Raw genomic sequence first — 14,473 nt, 5'->3', positions numbered from 1 at the left:
GGGCGCGGCCGCCCGCTCGGCGGCAGCGTCCGCGGCGGCGCGGCCGACGGTGAGCATGGTGCCCTCGACCGGCCGCCCCACCGCGGCGTACGCCGCATCGTTGGCCTGCCGCAGCGCCTCGGCCATGACCACGGCGTTGCGCTCGTCGGGCGCGCCGGACGCGATGCGGCGCGCGATCGCGCCGAGCATCTCGCTGAAGATGACCCCCGAGTTGCCGCGTGCGCCCAGGAGCGCACCGCGGGCCAGCGCCGCCAGCGCCGGGCCCAGCTCGGCCGCGGGATCGCCGCCACCGGTCGCCTCGCGCACCGCGTCGCGCGCGGCGGAGACGGTCAGCCACATGTTGGTGCCCGTGTCACCGTCCGGCACGGGGTAGACGTTGAGTGCGTCGACCTCCTCGCGAGCCTCGGCCAGCGCCTCGACCGCGATGTCCACGAAGCGCAGCACGACCGCCAACGAGATGGCGCCGCGGCCCGGCACTTCCTCCATCGGCGTCCTCGGCTTGGTCGTGGGCGGCCCCTGCGGGGATGATGAGGAGACAGGGTATGGCCTCGAGCCGCGATTTCCCGGCGGACCCGGGTGTCGGATATTCTCGCCCGGTTGCCCGCTCGCCGGGCCCCTCACACGCAATCGATCATCAGGAGTTCACGGTGGCTGCCGTCTGCGACATCTGCGCCAAGAAGCCTGGCTTCGGCAACAACCGGCCGTGGTCGCGCAAGATCACGAAGCGTCGTTTCGACCCCAACATCCAGCGGGTTCGGGCGACCGTCAACGGGACGCCCAAGCGGCTCAACGTCTGCACCGGCTGCCTCAAGGCCGGCAAGGTCACTCGCTGACGCGAGCACCTTCTCAACAGCTTCACGCGAGAGGCCGTCACCCTGCGGGGTGGCGGCCTCTCGTCCTTAGTTGCGCGCGTGCCACCTCGGCTCAGAAGTGGGTCCAGCCGGTCGGGCCGTCGTGGGGCGCGCCGTCGACGGTGACGGTCGCGCCGGCGTCGCCCGGCTCGACGACCTCGCCGACGACCGCCCAGCCTTCGGGCACGTCGGCGGGCGCGAACGTCGCCAGGAGCGCGTGGTCGTCCCCTCCCCCGAGCACGAACGAGAGCGGGTCCGCGCCCAGGGCGGCACCGACCGCGTGCAGCGGCTCGGGCACCTCGAACGCGCCGCGCCGGACGTCGATCGCCACGTCCGAGGCGGACGCGAGGTGGCCCGCCTCCGCGAGCAGGCCGTCGGAGACGTCGATCATCGAGGTCGCACCGGCCTCCGCGGCGACCAGCCCAGCGTCGTACGGCGGGGCGGGGCGGCGGTAGGCCTCGACCAGCACCCGCGGGGAGCGGAAGCCGCGGCCCAGGACGGCCAGCCCGCCGGCGGCCCAGCCCTGGCGGCCGTGCAGCGCCAGCACGTCGCCGGGGCGGGCGCCCGAGCGCAGCACCGGGGAGACGGTGCAGCCGCCGAGGACGGTCACCGCGACGACGACCTGGTCGGCCCGGGTCACGTCTCCCCCGACGACGCTCGCGCCGACGAGCGCGCACTCGTCGGCGAACCCGCGCGCGAAGTCCAGCGCCCACTGCGCCTCGAGGTCGGCCGGCGCGGCCAGCCCGACGGTCAGCGAGGTGGCGCGGCCGCCCATGGCGTTGATGTCGGAGAGGTTCTGCGCGGCCGCGCGGTGCCCGACGTCCTCGGCGGTGGACCACTCGCGGCGGAAGTGCCGCCCCTCGACCATGAGGTCGGTGGAGACCACGACGTGGCCGGTGCGCACCCGCAGCACGGCCGCGTCGTCGCCGGGACCGACCAGGACGTGCTCGCCCTGCTCGAAGAACCGGGTGAGCTCGCCGATCAGCCCGAACTCGCCGACGTCGGCGAGGGTCGCGCCGGCGGGGAACGGGTCAGGAGCAGCCATGTCCCCATCCCACCAGACGTACGCCGTCCGACGCGCCGCCGGGCTGTCGGCGCTCCCGGGCCAGGGAGTAGGTTGACGTCGAACCTCCGTCCACCAGCAGGGAGAGCACCACGATGGTCGTCCAGGCGTACATCCTGATCCAGACCGACGTCGGCAAGGCCGCCGAGGTCGCCCGCGAGATCGCGCAGGTCAAGGGTGTCACCCTCGCCGAGGACGTCACGGGCCCCTACGACGTCATCGTCCGCGCCGAGGCGCGCAACGTCGACGAGCTCGGCAAGCTCGTGGTCGCGAAGGTGCAGACCCTCGACGGCATCACCCGGACGCTCACCTGCCCGGTCGTCCACATCTGAGCCACCCGGCCGCCGAGGCCCTTCCGGCGGAGGGCTCAGCGCAGGCCGGTGTCCCGGGCCAGCGCGAGCCGGATCAGCCGGTCGACGAGGTCGGGATAGGCCAGCCCGCTGGCGGCCCACATCCGCGGGAACATCGACAGCGGGGTGAACCCCGGCATCGTGTTGATCTCGTTGACGACCAGCGACCCGTCGGGGAAGACGAAGAAGTCGACCCGGGCGAGCCCCTCGCAGCCGACCGCCTGGAACGCGCGGGCCGACAGGTCTCGCAGCCGCTCCTCCACCCCGTCGGGGAGCATCGCGGGGACGTCGAGCTCGGTGGCCTCCTCGGGGAGGTACTTCGCGTCGAAGTCGTAGAACTCGTGGTCGCCGGTGATCCGGATCTCGGCGGGCACGCTGGTCTCCGCGCCGCCGTCGAGGGACTGGAGCACCCCGCACTCGACCTCGCGGGCGCCGGTCGCGCAGACCTCGACCAGCACCTTCGGGTCGTGCCGCAGCGCCTCCTCGAGGGCGGCGTCGAGGCCGGAGGCGTCGTGCACCTTGGAGATGCCGATGCTGGAGCCGCCGCGGGCGGGCTTGACGAAGAGCGGGTAGCCGAGCCCTGCGGAGCGGTCGCGGCACTCCTGCGGGTCGCTCGCCCACTCGGGCGCGGTGACGACGACGCTCGGCATGACCGGCAGACCGGCCGCGGCGAGCACGACCTTCATGTAGGCCTTGTCCATCGAGACCGCGGAGGCGAGCACGCCCGCGCCGACGTACCGGACGCCCGCCATCTCGAGCATCCCCTGGATCGTGCCGTCCTCGCCCCACGGGCCGTGCAGCAGCGGGAAGACGACGTCGACCTCGCCCAGCGTGCGCGGCGGCGCCGACGGCTCGGTGACGACGAGGTCGGTGGAGCCCACGTCGCGGGCGAGCGTCACGCTCGCGCGGTCACCATCGACGCTGGGCAGCCGGTCCTCGCCCGCGCCCTCGCGGATCCGCAACCGGTCGGCGTCCCCGGACTCGAGCACCCAGCGGCCGTCCCGGGCGATGCCGATCGGGACGACGTCGTACTGGTCGCGGTCGATGGCCGGGAGGACGCTGCCGGCGGTCACGCACGAGATGGCGTGCTCGCTGGAACGGCCGCCGAAGACGACGGCGACGCGGGGCTTGCGGGTCACCGGTCCAACCTATCGACCTAGGGTTGTCCCATGACCGCGGACGCGCCCGACCACCTGACCGACCACCTGGCCGCCATGGGCGCGGGCACCCGCGCCGTGCACCTGGGTCGGCCGGCGCACGAGCCGGACCAGCCGCTCAACGAGCCGATCACGCCGGCGTCGACGTTCGTGGCGGGCGGCGACCGGGAGTACGGCCGGTACGGCAACCCGACGTGGGCGGCGTTCGAGACCGCGCTCGGCGGGCTGGAGGGCGGCCGCGCGCTGGCCTTCTCCTCCGGGCTGGCCGCCGTCGCGACCGTGCTCGACCTGGTCGGCCACGGGGCGAAGGTCGTCGCACCGCGCAACTGCTACAACGGCACGATCCTGCAGCTGGCCGACCTCGAGGCCCGCGGCCGGCTGCGCACCGAGCTGGTCGACGTCACCGACACCGACGCGGTCGTCAAGGCGTGCGACGACGCGGCGCTGGTGTGGCTGGAGTCCCCCACCAACCCTGCGCTCGAGATCGCGGACCTGCCGACGATCATCGCCGCCGCGCACGAGGCCGGGGCGTACGCCGTCGTCGACAACACCTTCGCGACCCCGCTGCTCCAGCGTCCGCTCGAGTCGGACGCGGACCTGGTCGTGCACTCGGTGACCAAGTACCTCGCCGGCCACAGCGACGTGCTCATGGGCGCCGTGGTGACCCGCGACGACGAGCTGTTCTCGGTCCTCAAGGGCCGCCGCGACCTCATCGGCGCCGTGCCCGGCACGTTCGAGGCGTACCTCGCCCTGCGCGGCCTGCGCACGCTCCACCTGCGCGTCGAGCGCGCCCAGGCCAACGCGACCGAGCTCGCCCGTCGGCTCGCCGAGCACCCCGCCGTCGGCGAGGTCCGCTACCCCGGCTTCGGCGGCATCGTCGCGATCGTCCTGGCCCAGGGCGCGATGGCCGCGGACCTGCTCACCCACAAGACCCGGCTGTGGGTCCACGCCACCTCGCTCGGCGGGGTGGAGTCGACCTTCGAGCGGCGCCGCCGCTGGAAGTCCGAGCCCGCCACCATCCCGGACGCGCTGGTCCGCCTCTCCGTCGGCGTCGAGGACGTCGACGACCTGTGGGAGGACCTCCGCGTCGCCCTGGACGACCTCGTCGGCTGACGAGCCGGAGGTCGACGCTGTCCGCTCAGTAGATCTCGGACTTGGTGTCGCGGGCGATGAAGGCCTCCATCATCTGCTTCGCGGTCATCCGGCCGGCGACGACGGCGTCGACGTGCTGGGCGATGGGGGCGTCGACGCCGGTGCGCTCGGCGAGGGCCAGCAGCGAGGAGCAGGACTTGGCGCCCTCCGCGACCTGCTTGGTGGAGGCGTAGATCTCCTCGGTGCTCATCCCCTGGCCCAGCTTCTCGCCGAAGGTGCGGTTGCGCGACAGCGGCGAGGAGCAGGTGGCGACGAGGTCGCCGAGGCCGGCCAGGCCCATGAGCGTGAGCGGGTTGGCGCCGAGCTTCATGGCGAGGCGGGCGGTCTCGGCCAGGCCGCGGGTGATGACCGAGGCGGTCGTGTTGTCGCCGAAGCCGAGGCCGACGGCCATGCCGACCGAGAGCGCGACGACGTTCTTGTAGGCGCCGCCCAGCTCGCAGCCCAGCACGTCGGTGCTCGTGTAGGGACGGAACGCGGCCGTGTGGCAGCGCTGCTGGAGCACCTGCGCGACGTCCTCGTCCGCGCACGCCACGACCGAGGCGGCCGGCTCGCGGCGGGCGATCTCCTTGGCGAGGTTGGGGCCGCTGATGACCGCGATCCGCTCCGGGCCGGCGCCGGTCACCTGGCCGATGACCTCGCTCATCCGGTCCTGCGTGCCGAGCTCCACGCCCTTCATCAACGAGACCAGCACCGCGTCGCGCTCGATGTGGGGCGCCCAGGCGGTGAGGTTCTCCCGCAGGGACTGGCTCGGGGTGGCCAGCACGACGACGTCCGCGCCGCGCAGCGCCTCCTCCACGTCCGCGGTCGCCGTGACCGACGGTGGCAGCTCCACGCCGGGGAGGTAGTCGGGGTTCTCCCGCCGCTCGGCGATCGCCTCGGCCACCTCGGGCCGCCGCGCCCACAGGGTGACGTCGTTGCCGGCGTCGGCGAGCACGACGGAGAACGCCGTGCCCCACGACCCCGCGCTGAAGACGGCGACCTTGCCGCCGGTGGGGAGTGTGCTCATGCCGGGTCCTCCCCGATCTCGTGGCGGGCGGGATTCCCGGTGCGCCGGGTCCCGTGCTTGCGCATGTCGTACCTCTCGGCCGGAGCGGTGCCGCCGCGCACGTCCTCGACCAGCGAGGTGATGGCGGCCATGATCCGGTCGGTCGCCTCGGCGACGACCTCCGGGCTCCGCGGCCGGGTCAGCAGGTCGGCCAGGTCGACGGGCTCACCGACCTTCATCCGGATCAGCTTGCGCGGGAACAGGTCCGGCTTCTTCGCGTACGGCGCCAGCAGCTGCTGCGCGCCCCACTGGCCGACCGGGAGCACGGGACATCCGGTCTCCAGCGCGATCCGCGCGGCGCCCGACTTCCCCGTCATCGGCCACAGGTCGGGGTCGCGGGTGATCGTGCCCTCCGGGTAGACCACCACGCACTCCCCCGCACGCACCGCGGCGACCGCGGCGTCGTACGCCCCCACCGCGTTGCGGGTGAGCCGCTCGACGGGGATCTGGCCGGCGGCCCGCAGGAAGAACCCGAGCGCCTTGTTCTTGAACAGGCCCGACTTGGCCAGGTAGCGCGGGATGCGGCCGTGGTCGTAGACGATGTGCGCCGCGGTGAGCGGGTCGACGTGGGAGATGTGGTTCATCACGAGGATGCAGCCGCCGCGCTCGGGGATCCGCTCGCCGCCCTCCCACTCGTGGCGGGTGGTGGCGAGGAGCGTGGGTTTCACGATCGCGACTGCGACGTTCCACGCCCACCCCCGCTTCTGCTGCAGCTTCCGCACCGTCACGACGGGCAGGCTACTCGCCCGCGGCGACGGCGCCTGAGAGGATCGGAGGGATGTCTGCACAGCCTCCCGGGACCGCCTCCCCCGCCCGCTTCGTGGCGGTCGTGCCGGTCAAGCCGCCCGCCTTCGGGAAGTCCCGCCTCGGGGGGCTCGGCGACGACCAGCGCCGCCGCCTGGCCGCGGCGTTCGCGCTCGACACCGCGGCGGCGTGCCTGGTCGCCCGGTCGGTGGGCGCGGTGCTCGTGGCCACCGACGACGCCGGCTTCGCTGCCCGCCTCACCGCCCTGGGCTGCGTCGCCGTGCCCGACGGCGACACCAACGACCTCAACTCGGCGCTGCGGCAAGCCGCCAGCGAGGCCCGGCGGCGGTGGCCGGACCTCGAGCCGGTTGCGCTCTGCGCCGACCTGCCCGCGCTCCGGCCCGAGGACCTCGACGAGGCGCTCGACGCGCTGGTCCCGGGTGGCCCGTCGTTCGTCGCCGACGCCGACGGCGTCGGCACGACGCTGTACACCGCGCCGCACGGCGAGTTCGACCCGCGCTTCGGCGGCGGCTCGCGGGAGGCGCACCTGGCCGCCGGCGCGCTCGAGGTCCGCGGCGCGCTGCCGACGCTGCGGCGCGACGTCGACGACCTCGACGACCTGCGCGCGGCCGCCGCCCTCGGGCTGGGCGCGAGGACGGCGCCGCTCGTGCAGGAGCTCGGGCTGGCCTGACCGGCTAGCTGCTGCTGGCGGACTTCTTGGCGGTCGACTTCTTCGCCGTCGACTGCTTCGCCGTCGACTGCTTCGCCGTCGACTTCTTCGCGGTGGACTTCTTCGCGGTGGACTTCTTGGCGGGGGTGTTCTCCGCCGGCGCCCTCTTCGCCGTGGACCTCTCCGCCGGCGCCTTCTTCGCGGTGGCCTTCTTCGCGGTGGTCGCGTCCGCCGTCTTCTTGGACGCGGTCGTCTTCGAAGCGGTCTTCTTGGCCGGCGACTTGGCGGCCGCCGACTTCCCGGGCGTCGACTTGGTGGCCGGGGACTTCTTGGCGGCCGCCTTCGTCGTGCCGGCCGTGGAGGGGGACCTCTTCGCCGTCGGCGCGGCGGCGCTGGTCTTGGCGGGCGTCGGCTTCTTCGCCGCCGGTGCCGCCTTCGTCGCAGCGGTCGAACCCGAGGGCTTCCCGCCCGAGGGCTTTCCGCCCGACGACTTCCCGCCCGAGGACTTCCCGCCGGGCGCCGCCTTCAGCGCGGCGCCGGCCGCCGCCCTCGCCGCTCCCGCAGAGGCGGCCACGGTCAGCGCCGGGAGCTTCTTGGCACCCGAGACGACGTCCTTGAGCTGGGAGCCGGCCTTGAACCGCGGCACCGCCGTCTTCTTCGCCTGCACCCGCTCACCGGTCGACGGATTGCGCACCCACCGCGCCTCGCGCACCCGCTTCTCGAACGAGCCGAAGCCCGTGATCGCGACCTTGTTGCCCTTGGCGACCTCACGGGTGATCGTGTCGACGACCGACTCGAGCGCGTGCGCCGCCGCCTTCCTGTTCCCGTCGAAGCGCTCCGCGAGCGTGTCGATGAGCTCGGACTTGTTCATCTGGCTTCCCTTCCGACGAACCAGGACGCCGAGCTCGTGCTCGACCTCGAGGACGCACGCTAGGGGCGAGCGGGCCAGGTCACAACGGTTCAGGCGTGCTGGGTGACCGGCTTCCAGCTCGGGCGCGAGGCCTCGTACGACGCGATGTCGGCGTCGTGGCCGAGCGTGATGCCGATGTCGTCGAGGCCCTCGAGCAGGCGCCAGCGCGTGTAGTCGTCGATGTCGAAGGAGTCCTCGATCGCGTCGGGACCCGCGCCGGCGCGGACCGTCCGGGACTCGAGGTCGACGGTGATCTCGGCGCCGGGCTGCTCCTCGAGCAGGTCCCAGAGGCGCTGGACGACCTTCTCGTCGACCTGGGCGGCCAGCAGCCCGGCCTTGCCGGAGTTGCCGCGGAAGATGTCGGCGAAGCGCGAGGAGATGACGGCCTTGAAGCCGTAGTTCTGCAGCGCCCAGACGGCGTGCTCCCGCGACGAGCCGGTGCCGAAGTCGGGCCCGGCGACGAGCACCGAGCCGGCGGCGTACACCGGGTCGTTGAGGACGAACGTCGGGTCGTTGCGCCACGCGGCGAACAGGCCGTCCTCGAAGCCGGTGCGCGTGACCCGCTTGAGGTAGACGGCCGGGATGATCTGGTCGGTGTCGACGTTGCTGCGGCGCAGCGGCACGCCGACGCCGGTGTGGGTCGTGAACTTGTCCATGACGAACGCTCCGGTTCAGACGGTCGCCGGCGCGGCGACGGGCTCGAGATCAGCGGGCGAGGAGAGGGTGCCGCGCACGGCGGTGGCGGCGGCCACGGGGATCGAGACCAGGTGCGTGCGGCCACCCTTGCCCTGGCGTCCCTCGAAGTTGCGGTTCGAGGTCGAGGCGCTGCGCTCCCCGGGCTGGAGGATGTCGGGGTTCATCCCCAGGCACATCGAGCAGCCGGCGCCGCGCCACTCGGCGCCCGCCTCCTTGAAGACCACGTCCAGGCCCTCCTCCTCGGCCTGCAACCGGACCCGGACCGAGCCGGGGACGACGAGCAGGCGGGTGTCGGGGGCGACCGTGTGGCCCTTGATGATGTCGGCGGCCAGGCGGAGGTCCTCGATCCGGCCGTTGGTGCAGGAGCCGACGAAGACGGTGTCGACCTTCACCTCGCGCATGGGGGTCCCGGCCTCGAGACCCATGTACTCCAGCGCCTTCTGCGCGGCGACCTGGTCGCTGACGTCCTCGAAGTCCTCCGGCGTGGGCACGGAGGCGCCCAGCGGCACGCCCTGGCCGGGGTTGGTGCCCCAGGTGACGAACGGGGTCATCGTGCTGGCGTCGAGCACCAGCTCCTTGTCGAAGACCGCGTCGTCGTCGGTGCGCAGGCTGGTCCAGTGCTCGACGGCGGCGTCCCAGTCGGCGCCGGTCGGCGCCTCGGGGCGGCCCTGGATGTAGTCGAAGGTCTTCTGGTCCGGCGCGATCATGCCGGCCTTGGCGCCCCACTCGATGCTCATGTTGCAGACCGTCATCCGGCCCTCGATCGAGAGCTCCTCGATGGCCTGGCCGCGGTACTCCACGATGTAGCCCTGGCCGCCACCGGTGCCGGTGTGCGCGATCAGGTTGAGGACGAGGTCCTTGGCGGTGACGCCGTCGGGCAGGCTGCCGTTGACGGTGACGGCCATGGTCTTGGGCTTGGCCTGCATCAGCGTCTGGGTCGCGAGCACGTGCTCGACCTCGGAGGTGCCGATGCCGAAGGCGATCGCGCCGAAGGCGCCGTGCGTGCTGGTGTGGCTGTCGCCGCACACGATGGTCATGCCCGGCTGGGTCAGGCCCAGCTGCGGGCCGACGACGTGGACGATGCCCTGGTCGAGGTCGCCGAGCGGGTGCAGGCGGACGCCGAACTCCTCGGCGTTGCGCCGCAGCGTCTCGACCTGGGTGCGCGAGACCGGGTCGGCGATCGGCTTGTCCCAGTCCAGCGTCGGGACGTTGTGGTCCTCGGTGGCGAGGGTCAGGTCGGGGCGGCGGACCTGGCGGTCGGCGAGCCGGAGGCCGTCGAAGGCCTGCGGCGAGGTCACCTCGTGGATGAGGTGGAGGTCGATGTAGAGCAGGTCCGGCTCTCCCGGCGTCGAGCGGACGACGTGCTCGTCCCAGACCTTCTCGGACAGCGTCCGACCCATGGTTGTCTCCCTCATGAACGTGCTCGTGACGTACTTCTCGGTGCGTGTCCCACTGTAGACCCTTGCATCCCATGATGCGAGACGGCAGTATTGCCATATGGACACCACCAGCGGCGTCGGCGTGCTCGACAAGGCCGCTCTCGTGCTCACCGCCCTTGAGTCGGGCCCCGCCACCCTGGCCGGCCTGGTCGCCGGCACCGGCCTGGCCCGACCGACGGCGCACCGCCTCGCCGTCGCCCTCGAGCACCACCGCCTGGTGGCCCGCGACATGCAGGGCCGCTTCGTGCTCGGACCGCGGCTGGCCGAGCTCTCCGCCGCCGCCGGCGAGGACCGGCTGCTCGCCACCGCCGGCCCCGTCCTGGCCCGGCTGCGTGACATCACCGGCGAGTCCGCCCAGCTGTGGCGCCGCCAGGGCGAGCACCGCGTCTGCGTCGCCGCCGCCGAGCGCCCCTCGGGCCTGCGCGACACCATCCCGGTCGGCTCGCAGCTCACCATGCGCGCCGGCTCCGCCGCCCAGGTGCTGCTCGCGTGGGAGGACCCCGAGCGCATGCACCGCGGCCTCCAGAACTCCGCCTTCTCCGCCGCCGCGCTCTCCGGCATCCGCCGCCGCGGCTGGGCCCAGTCGGTGGGCGAGCGCGAGCAGGGCGTCGCGTCCGTCTCCGCCCCGGTCCGCTCCCCCGGCGGCAAGGTCATCGCCGCCGTCTCGGTCTCCGGCCCGCTGGAGCGGCTCTCCCGCCAGCCCGGCCGGATGCACGCGCCCGCGGTCCTCGCCGCCGCCGAGCGGCTCTCGGAGTCGCTGCGCCGCGCCGCCGCGGAGTGACCCGCCGCCCCTCGTGCTGCCCAGCGTGCGCCAGGACGCACACCCCGCAGCACGAGGCGGTCAGAACAGCCCGTCGGACTCCAGCGCGAGGAGCAGCTGCTTGCGCGGGAGGCCGCCGGCGTACCCCGTGAGCGTGCCGTTCGCCCCGATCACCCGGTGGCACGGCACGACGATCGGCACCGGGTTGCGCCCGTTGGCCAGCCCGACCGCGCGCGAGGCCGCGGCGGTCATGCCGAGGCGCGCGGCGACCTGGCCGTACGACGCGGTCTCGCCGTAGCCGATCCGGCGCAGCTCGGCCCAGACCCGCTGCTGGAAGTCGCTGCCGACCGGCGCGAGCGGGAGGTCGAACTCCTTCAGGTCACGCGCGAAGTACGCCGCCAGCTGCCGCGCCGCCTCGACCAGCAGCGGGTGCGCGTCGTCGCGCTCGCCCCGCACGTGCTTCTCGCCGAACGGCGCGAACTCGATCGCGGTGATCGCGCCGTCGTCCTCGACGAGGCGCAGGTCCCCGACGGGACTCTCGATGACGGTCCACATGGTCAGCTCTCCTCGGGTCGGTCCGCCGGGACGGGTGGCATGAGCGTGCTCCACAGGTACATGAGGGCGTAGGACCGCCAGGGCCGCCACGCGTCGGCCCCGGCGATCGTGCGGGCGACCGCGGCGTCGTGGTCCGGTCCGTGCGCCAGGCCGCGCAACGCGTTGCGCACGCCGATGTCGGTGGGCAGGAACACATCGGGGTGGGCCAGGGCGCGCATCGCGACGTAGTCGGCCGTCCACGGGCCGATCCCCGGCAGCGCGAGCAGCCGGCGGCGTACGTCGTCGCGGTCGGCGCCGCGGTCGAGCACGACGTCGCCCGCGGCCAGCGCCGCGGCGAGCCCGACCAGCGCGCGACCGCGGGCGCGGGGCATCGGCAGCGTGGCCGGGTCGGCCTCGGCGAGCGTGGCCGCGTCGGGGAAGAGGTGGGTGAGCCCGGGGACGTCGGTGACGACGGGCCGCCCGTGCTCGGCGACGATCCGGCCGGTCACGGTCCGCGCGCCGACGACGCTGACCTGCTGCCCGACCACCGTGCGGAGGGCGGTCTCGTCGCCGTCGACCTGGCCGGGCACCCGGAGCCCCGGACGCAGCCGGACGAGCGGCCCGATCACCGGGTCGCCGGCGAGGTGGGCCGCGACGGCGGCCGGGTCGCAGTCTGCGTCCAGCAGCCGGCGGGCCCGCTCGACGGCGGCGGTGGTGTCGCGCAGGTCGTGCAGGGTGAAGGTCGCCGGGACGAAGGCCGTGCGCCCGGCGTCGTGCTGGTCGGCGAGGTCGAGGCGGACCGTGCCGGGCCCGTGCGGCAGGTCGAGGGTGCGGGCGTACCAGCCGTCGCCGGCCACCTCGACGCCCGGCACCAGGTGGAAGGCAAGGAACTCCAGCAGCGCCCGACCCGCGAGCGGCGTGCGCACCGCGAGCCGCATCGTCACGGTCCCGCCGCCCGTGCGGCCGCCGCGACGGCCGCGCAGCTGCGTCGGGGACGCGGCGTACACCTCGCGCACGGTGTCGTTGAACTGCCGCACGCTGGCGAAGCCGGCGGCGAACGCGACGTCGGCGTACCCCAGGTCGGTGGTCTCGATGAGCACGCGGGCGGTCTGCGCGCGGCGGGCGCGGGCCAGCGCGAGCGGGCCGGCGCCGAGCTCGGCGAGCAGCAGGCGGGACAGGTGCCGCGGGGTGTAGCCGAGGCGGCGCGCCAGCCCCTCGACGCCCTCGCGGTCGACCACGCCGTCGGCGATGAGCCGCATCGCGCGGCCGGCGACGGTGGCGGCGACGTCCCAGTCCGGGCTGCCGGGCGTGGCGTCGGGCAGGCAGCGCTTGCAGGCGCGGTAGCCGGCGGCCTGGGCGGCGGCCGCGCTCGGGTGGAAGGTGACGTTGCCGTACGCCGGGGTGCGGGCCGGGCAGGAGGGCCGGCAGTAGATGCCGGTCGTCCGCACGGCGGTCCAGAACACCCCGTCGAAGCGCCGGTCCCGGGACGCCACGGCGCGGTAGCAGGACTCGGGGTCGAGCCTCTCGCGCGTCGTGGTCACGAACCCCATACTCGCCCATGGCACCGAGCGGGGCTGGCGGGATTCGGACACCGCCGTCCTGCCTGGACGACGCGCGAACCGGCCCGCGGGCCGGCCCGCTCTGCGACGATGACGGACGTGGCCGACCGCACGCACCGCCGGACCGTCTGGCGGGTCGTCCTCGTCACCCAGCTCTGCCTGGCCCTCGTGACCGGGATCGCCGTCGTGCTCGTCTACCGCCACGTCGACCGGCGCATCGACGAGGGCGGGCCGATCGACCACGCCGGCGGGGTGGAGCGGCCGGGGCCGGACCTGCCCACCGGGGCCCTGAACATCCTCGTGCTCGGCACCGACGAGCGGGACTGCGAGGGCTGCGCCATCGACGGCGAGGACGGCGGGGGCGGGTCGGACGTCACCATGCTGCTGCACGTCGCGGACGGTCGCCGGTCGGCGTACGGCATCTCCGTGCCGCGCGACACGCTCGTCGACCGGCCCGAGTGCACGGCGGACGGAGAGGTCGTGCCCGGAGCGTCCGAGGCAACCTGGAACGAGGCGCTCGCCGTCGGCGGCGCGCCGTGCGCGGTGGCCCAGCTCGAGGCCGTGACGGGGATCTACGTCGACCACTACGTGGTCGTGGACTTCGGCGGCTTCAAGGAGATCGTCGACGCCGTCGGCGGCGTGGAGGTCTGCCTGCCGGAGGAGGTCGACGACCGCGAGCACGGCATCCACCTCGACGCCGGCACGCAGGTCGTCGGTGGCGAGGACGCGCTGGCCTACATGCGGCAGCGCGCGTCGACGCCCAACGCCGACCTGGGGCGCGTACGCCGCCAGCAGGCGTTCATCGCCTCGATGATCGCCAAGGTGCTCTCCGCCCGGACGCTGACCCGCCCCGACCGACTGGTGTCCTTCGCGAGCGCCCTGGCGGGGTCGATCCAGACCGACCCCGAGCTGGCCGGCGTCTCGGAGATCGTCGACCTCGCCGCCTCGCTGCGCCACGCGAGGCTCGGCAAGATCCGCTTCGTCACCGCACCGGTCGTCGAGCTGCCCCGCGACGACCCGAACTGGGGCCGCGTGGAGCTGACCCCCGAGGCCGACGAGCTGTGGCGCCGGGTCGTCGCCGACCAGCCCCTCGGCGAGCTCGGCCGCGGCGCCATCAGCGGTCGCCGTCCCGGCGGCCCCACGGCCGAGGCCGCCGCCAACGGGCTCTGCGGCTGACCTGCTCCCGGAAAGGCGAAAGGCCCAGGAGAGTGATCTCCTGGGCCTTCCTCATGTACCCCGTACGGGATTCGAACCCGTGCTTCCGGCGTGAGAGGCCAGCGTCCTGGGCCGCTAGACGAACGGGGCATGCGTTGTGCAGTTATCTTCGGCCGCTCTCCCGAGCGGCCTGCGGAACTCTAGCCGGGGCTGTCGTTCGCACAAAATCGCGGGCTCTTCACCGGGAAGGACCCGCGACTCGCTGGGATACTAGGACTCGAACCTAGACTAACTGGACCAGAACCAGTCGTGCTGCCAATTACACCATATCCCACTGACCAACAAGACTTATGTCGGCAGTTCTGTGCCCTCCGCCGTGGCGGTGGGC

General features: G+C 73.7%; 16 protein-coding genes and 2 tRNA genes. 6 read left to right on the top strand and 12 right to left on the bottom strand.

Annotated features, from left to right (window positions below; translation table 11 throughout):
* Nucleotides 1-486, bottom strand: a 486-nt coding sequence (locus H7344_RS18425) for a DAK2 domain-containing protein (RefSeq protein WP_186347439.1), incomplete at its 3' end; no start/stop codon positions are given.
* Nucleotides 487-647: 161 nt separating this feature from the next.
* On the opposite strand from H7344_RS18425, the gene rpmB reads away from it, so the two are divergent.
* Nucleotides 648-833, top strand: a complete 186-nt coding sequence (rpmB, locus tag H7344_RS18420) for a 50S ribosomal protein L28 (protein WP_011756723.1) — start codon at nt 648-650, stop codon at nt 831-833.
* Between the two features lie 91 nt (nt 834-924).
* On the opposite strand, the gene H7344_RS18415 is transcribed toward rpmB, so the two are convergent.
* Nucleotides 925-1,896 (bottom strand): thiamine-phosphate kinase, encoded by a 972-nt coding sequence (locus H7344_RS18415; RefSeq protein WP_186347438.1) that lies wholly within the window; start codon nt 1,894-1,896, stop codon nt 925-927.
* 113 nt (nt 1,897-2,009) lie between these two features.
* Between H7344_RS18415 and H7344_RS18410 the strand changes: the two genes are divergently transcribed.
* Nucleotides 2,010-2,246, top strand: a complete 237-nt coding sequence (locus H7344_RS18410) for an Lrp/AsnC family transcriptional regulator (protein WP_166190128.1) — start codon at nt 2,010-2,012, stop codon at nt 2,244-2,246.
* Nucleotides 2,247-2,281: 35 nt separating this feature from the next.
* On the opposite strand, the gene H7344_RS18405 is transcribed toward H7344_RS18410, so the two are convergent.
* Nucleotides 2,282-3,403 carry a D-alanine--D-alanine ligase family protein gene (locus tag H7344_RS18405; RefSeq protein ID WP_186347437.1) on the bottom strand — a complete coding sequence of 374 codons (1,122 nt, stop codon included), beginning with the start codon at nt 3,401-3,403 and terminating at the stop codon, nt 2,282-2,284.
* Between the two features lie 30 nt (nt 3,404-3,433).
* Here H7344_RS18405 and H7344_RS18400 point away from each other — a divergent pair, with 30 nt between their 5' ends.
* Nucleotides 3,434-4,534 (top strand): trans-sulfuration enzyme family protein, encoded by a 1,101-nt coding sequence (locus H7344_RS18400; protein ID WP_229706863.1) that lies wholly within the window; start codon nt 3,434-3,436, stop codon nt 4,532-4,534.
* Between the two features lie 25 nt (nt 4,535-4,559).
* Here H7344_RS18400 and H7344_RS18395 read toward each other — a convergent pair whose 3' ends face one another.
* Together H7344_RS18395 and H7344_RS18390 are read right to left on the bottom strand one after the other, a co-directional pair.
* Entirely contained in the window at nt 4,560-5,579 is a 1,020-nt protein-coding gene (locus tag H7344_RS18395) for an NAD(P)H-dependent glycerol-3-phosphate dehydrogenase (protein WP_186347436.1), read from the bottom strand.
* Complete coding sequence (locus H7344_RS18390) at nt 5,576-6,346, bottom strand: lysophospholipid acyltransferase family protein (RefSeq protein ID WP_186347435.1); 771 nt, start codon at nt 6,344-6,346, stop codon at nt 5,576-5,578. The genes H7344_RS18395 and H7344_RS18390 overlap by 4 nt, the downstream gene beginning before the upstream one ends.
* 50 nt (nt 6,347-6,396) lie before the next feature.
* Between H7344_RS18390 and cofC the strand changes: the two genes are divergently transcribed.
* Nucleotides 6,397-7,053: a 2-phospho-L-lactate guanylyltransferase gene (gene cofC / locus H7344_RS18385; protein ID WP_186347434.1), complete on the top strand. Its 657-nt coding sequence runs from the start codon at nt 6,397-6,399 to the stop codon at nt 7,051-7,053.
* Between the two features lie 4 nt (nt 7,054-7,057).
* On the opposite strand, the gene H7344_RS18380 is transcribed toward cofC, so the two are convergent.
* The 3 genes from H7344_RS18380 to leuC all read right to left on the bottom strand — a co-directional run bounded on the left by H7344_RS18380 (nt 7,058) and on the right by leuC (nt 10,038).
* Nucleotides 7,058-7,903 (bottom strand): HU family DNA-binding protein, encoded by an 846-nt coding sequence (locus H7344_RS18380; protein WP_186347433.1) that lies wholly within the window; start codon nt 7,901-7,903, stop codon nt 7,058-7,060.
* Between the two features lie 89 nt (nt 7,904-7,992).
* Complete coding sequence (leuD, locus tag H7344_RS18375; protein WP_186347432.1) at nt 7,993-8,598, bottom strand: 3-isopropylmalate dehydratase small subunit; 606 nt, start codon at nt 8,596-8,598, stop codon at nt 7,993-7,995.
* Nucleotides 8,599-8,613: 15 nt separating this feature from the next.
* Nucleotides 8,614-10,038, bottom strand: coding sequence for a 3-isopropylmalate dehydratase large subunit (gene leuC, locus H7344_RS18370; protein ID WP_186347451.1), 1,425 nt, complete (start codon nt 10,036-10,038; stop codon nt 8,614-8,616).
* A 97-nt stretch (nt 10,039-10,135) separates the two neighbouring features.
* Here leuC and H7344_RS18365 point away from each other — a divergent pair, with 97 nt between their 5' ends.
* On the top strand, nt 10,136-10,858 hold the full coding sequence (locus tag H7344_RS18365) for an IclR family transcriptional regulator (RefSeq protein WP_154615004.1): 723 nt from the start codon (nt 10,136-10,138) through the stop codon (nt 10,856-10,858).
* A 60-nt stretch (nt 10,859-10,918) separates the two neighbouring features.
* Here the strand turns inward: H7344_RS18365 and H7344_RS18360 are convergent, their stop codons facing one another.
* A complete protein-coding gene (locus H7344_RS18360; protein WP_186347431.1) occupies nt 10,919-11,392 on the bottom strand; it encodes a methylated-DNA--[protein]-cysteine S-methyltransferase in 474 nt (157 codons plus the stop codon).
* A 2-nt stretch (nt 11,393-11,394) separates the two neighbouring features.
* Nucleotides 11,395-12,912 carry an AlkA N-terminal domain-containing protein gene (locus H7344_RS18355; protein WP_444544108.1) on the bottom strand — a complete coding sequence of 506 codons (1,518 nt, stop codon included), beginning with the start codon at nt 12,910-12,912 and terminating at the stop codon, nt 11,395-11,397.
* Between the two features lie 117 nt (nt 12,913-13,029).
* Between H7344_RS18355 and H7344_RS18350 the strand changes: the two genes are divergently transcribed.
* Complete coding sequence (locus H7344_RS18350; protein ID WP_186347429.1) at nt 13,030-14,106, top strand: LCP family protein; 1,077 nt, start codon at nt 13,030-13,032, stop codon at nt 14,104-14,106.
* 56 nt (nt 14,107-14,162) lie between these two features.
* Here H7344_RS18350 and H7344_RS18345 read toward each other — a convergent pair.
* A tRNA-Glu gene (locus H7344_RS18345) sits at nt 14,163-14,235 on the bottom strand.
* 112 nt (nt 14,236-14,347) lie between these two features.
* Nucleotides 14,348-14,419, bottom strand: a tRNA-Gln gene (locus H7344_RS18340).
* Nucleotides 14,420-14,473: the final 54 nt, after the last annotated feature.

Source organism: Nocardioides deserti, from assembly GCF_014266025.1.
GTDB classification, from domain to species: Bacteria; Actinomycetota; Actinomycetes; order Propionibacteriales; family Nocardioidaceae; genus Nocardioides; species Nocardioides deserti.
Note: the sequence above shows the minus strand (reverse complement) of the source record. Positions and strands in the feature narration are given on the sequence as shown.

Excerpts from the sequence above, each read along its gene's own strand:
- H7344_RS18415 (WP_186347438.1), bottom strand. The coding sequence starts at position 1,896 with ATGGCTGCTCCTGACCCGTTCCCCGCCGGCGCGACCCTCGCCGACGTC.
- H7344_RS18410 (WP_166190128.1), top strand. The coding sequence starts at position 2,010 with ATGGTCGTCCAGGCGTACATCCTGATCCAGACCGACGTCGGCAAGGCC.
- H7344_RS18400 (WP_229706863.1), top strand. The coding sequence starts at position 3,434 with ATGACCGCGGACGCGCCCGACCACCTGACCGACCACCTGGCCGCCATG.
- H7344_RS18395 (WP_186347436.1), bottom strand. The coding sequence starts at position 5,579 with ATGAGCACACTCCCCACCGGCGGCAAGGTCGCCGTCTTCAGCGCGGGG.
- cofC (WP_186347434.1), top strand. The coding sequence starts at position 6,397 with ATGTCTGCACAGCCTCCCGGGACCGCCTCCCCCGCCCGCTTCGTGGCG.
- H7344_RS18380 (WP_186347433.1), bottom strand. The coding sequence starts at position 7,903 with ATGAACAAGTCCGAGCTCATCGACACGCTCGCGGAGCGCTTCGACGGG.
- leuD (WP_186347432.1), bottom strand. The coding sequence starts at position 8,598 with ATGGACAAGTTCACGACCCACACCGGCGTCGGCGTGCCGCTGCGCCGC.
- leuC (WP_186347451.1), bottom strand. The coding sequence starts at position 10,038 with ATGGGTCGGACGCTGTCCGAGAAGGTCTGGGACGAGCACGTCGTCCGC.
- H7344_RS18365 (WP_154615004.1), top strand. The coding sequence starts at position 10,136 with ATGGACACCACCAGCGGCGTCGGCGTGCTCGACAAGGCCGCTCTCGTG.
- H7344_RS18360 (WP_186347431.1), bottom strand. The coding sequence starts at position 11,392 with ATGTGGACCGTCATCGAGAGTCCCGTCGGGGACCTGCGCCTCGTCGAG.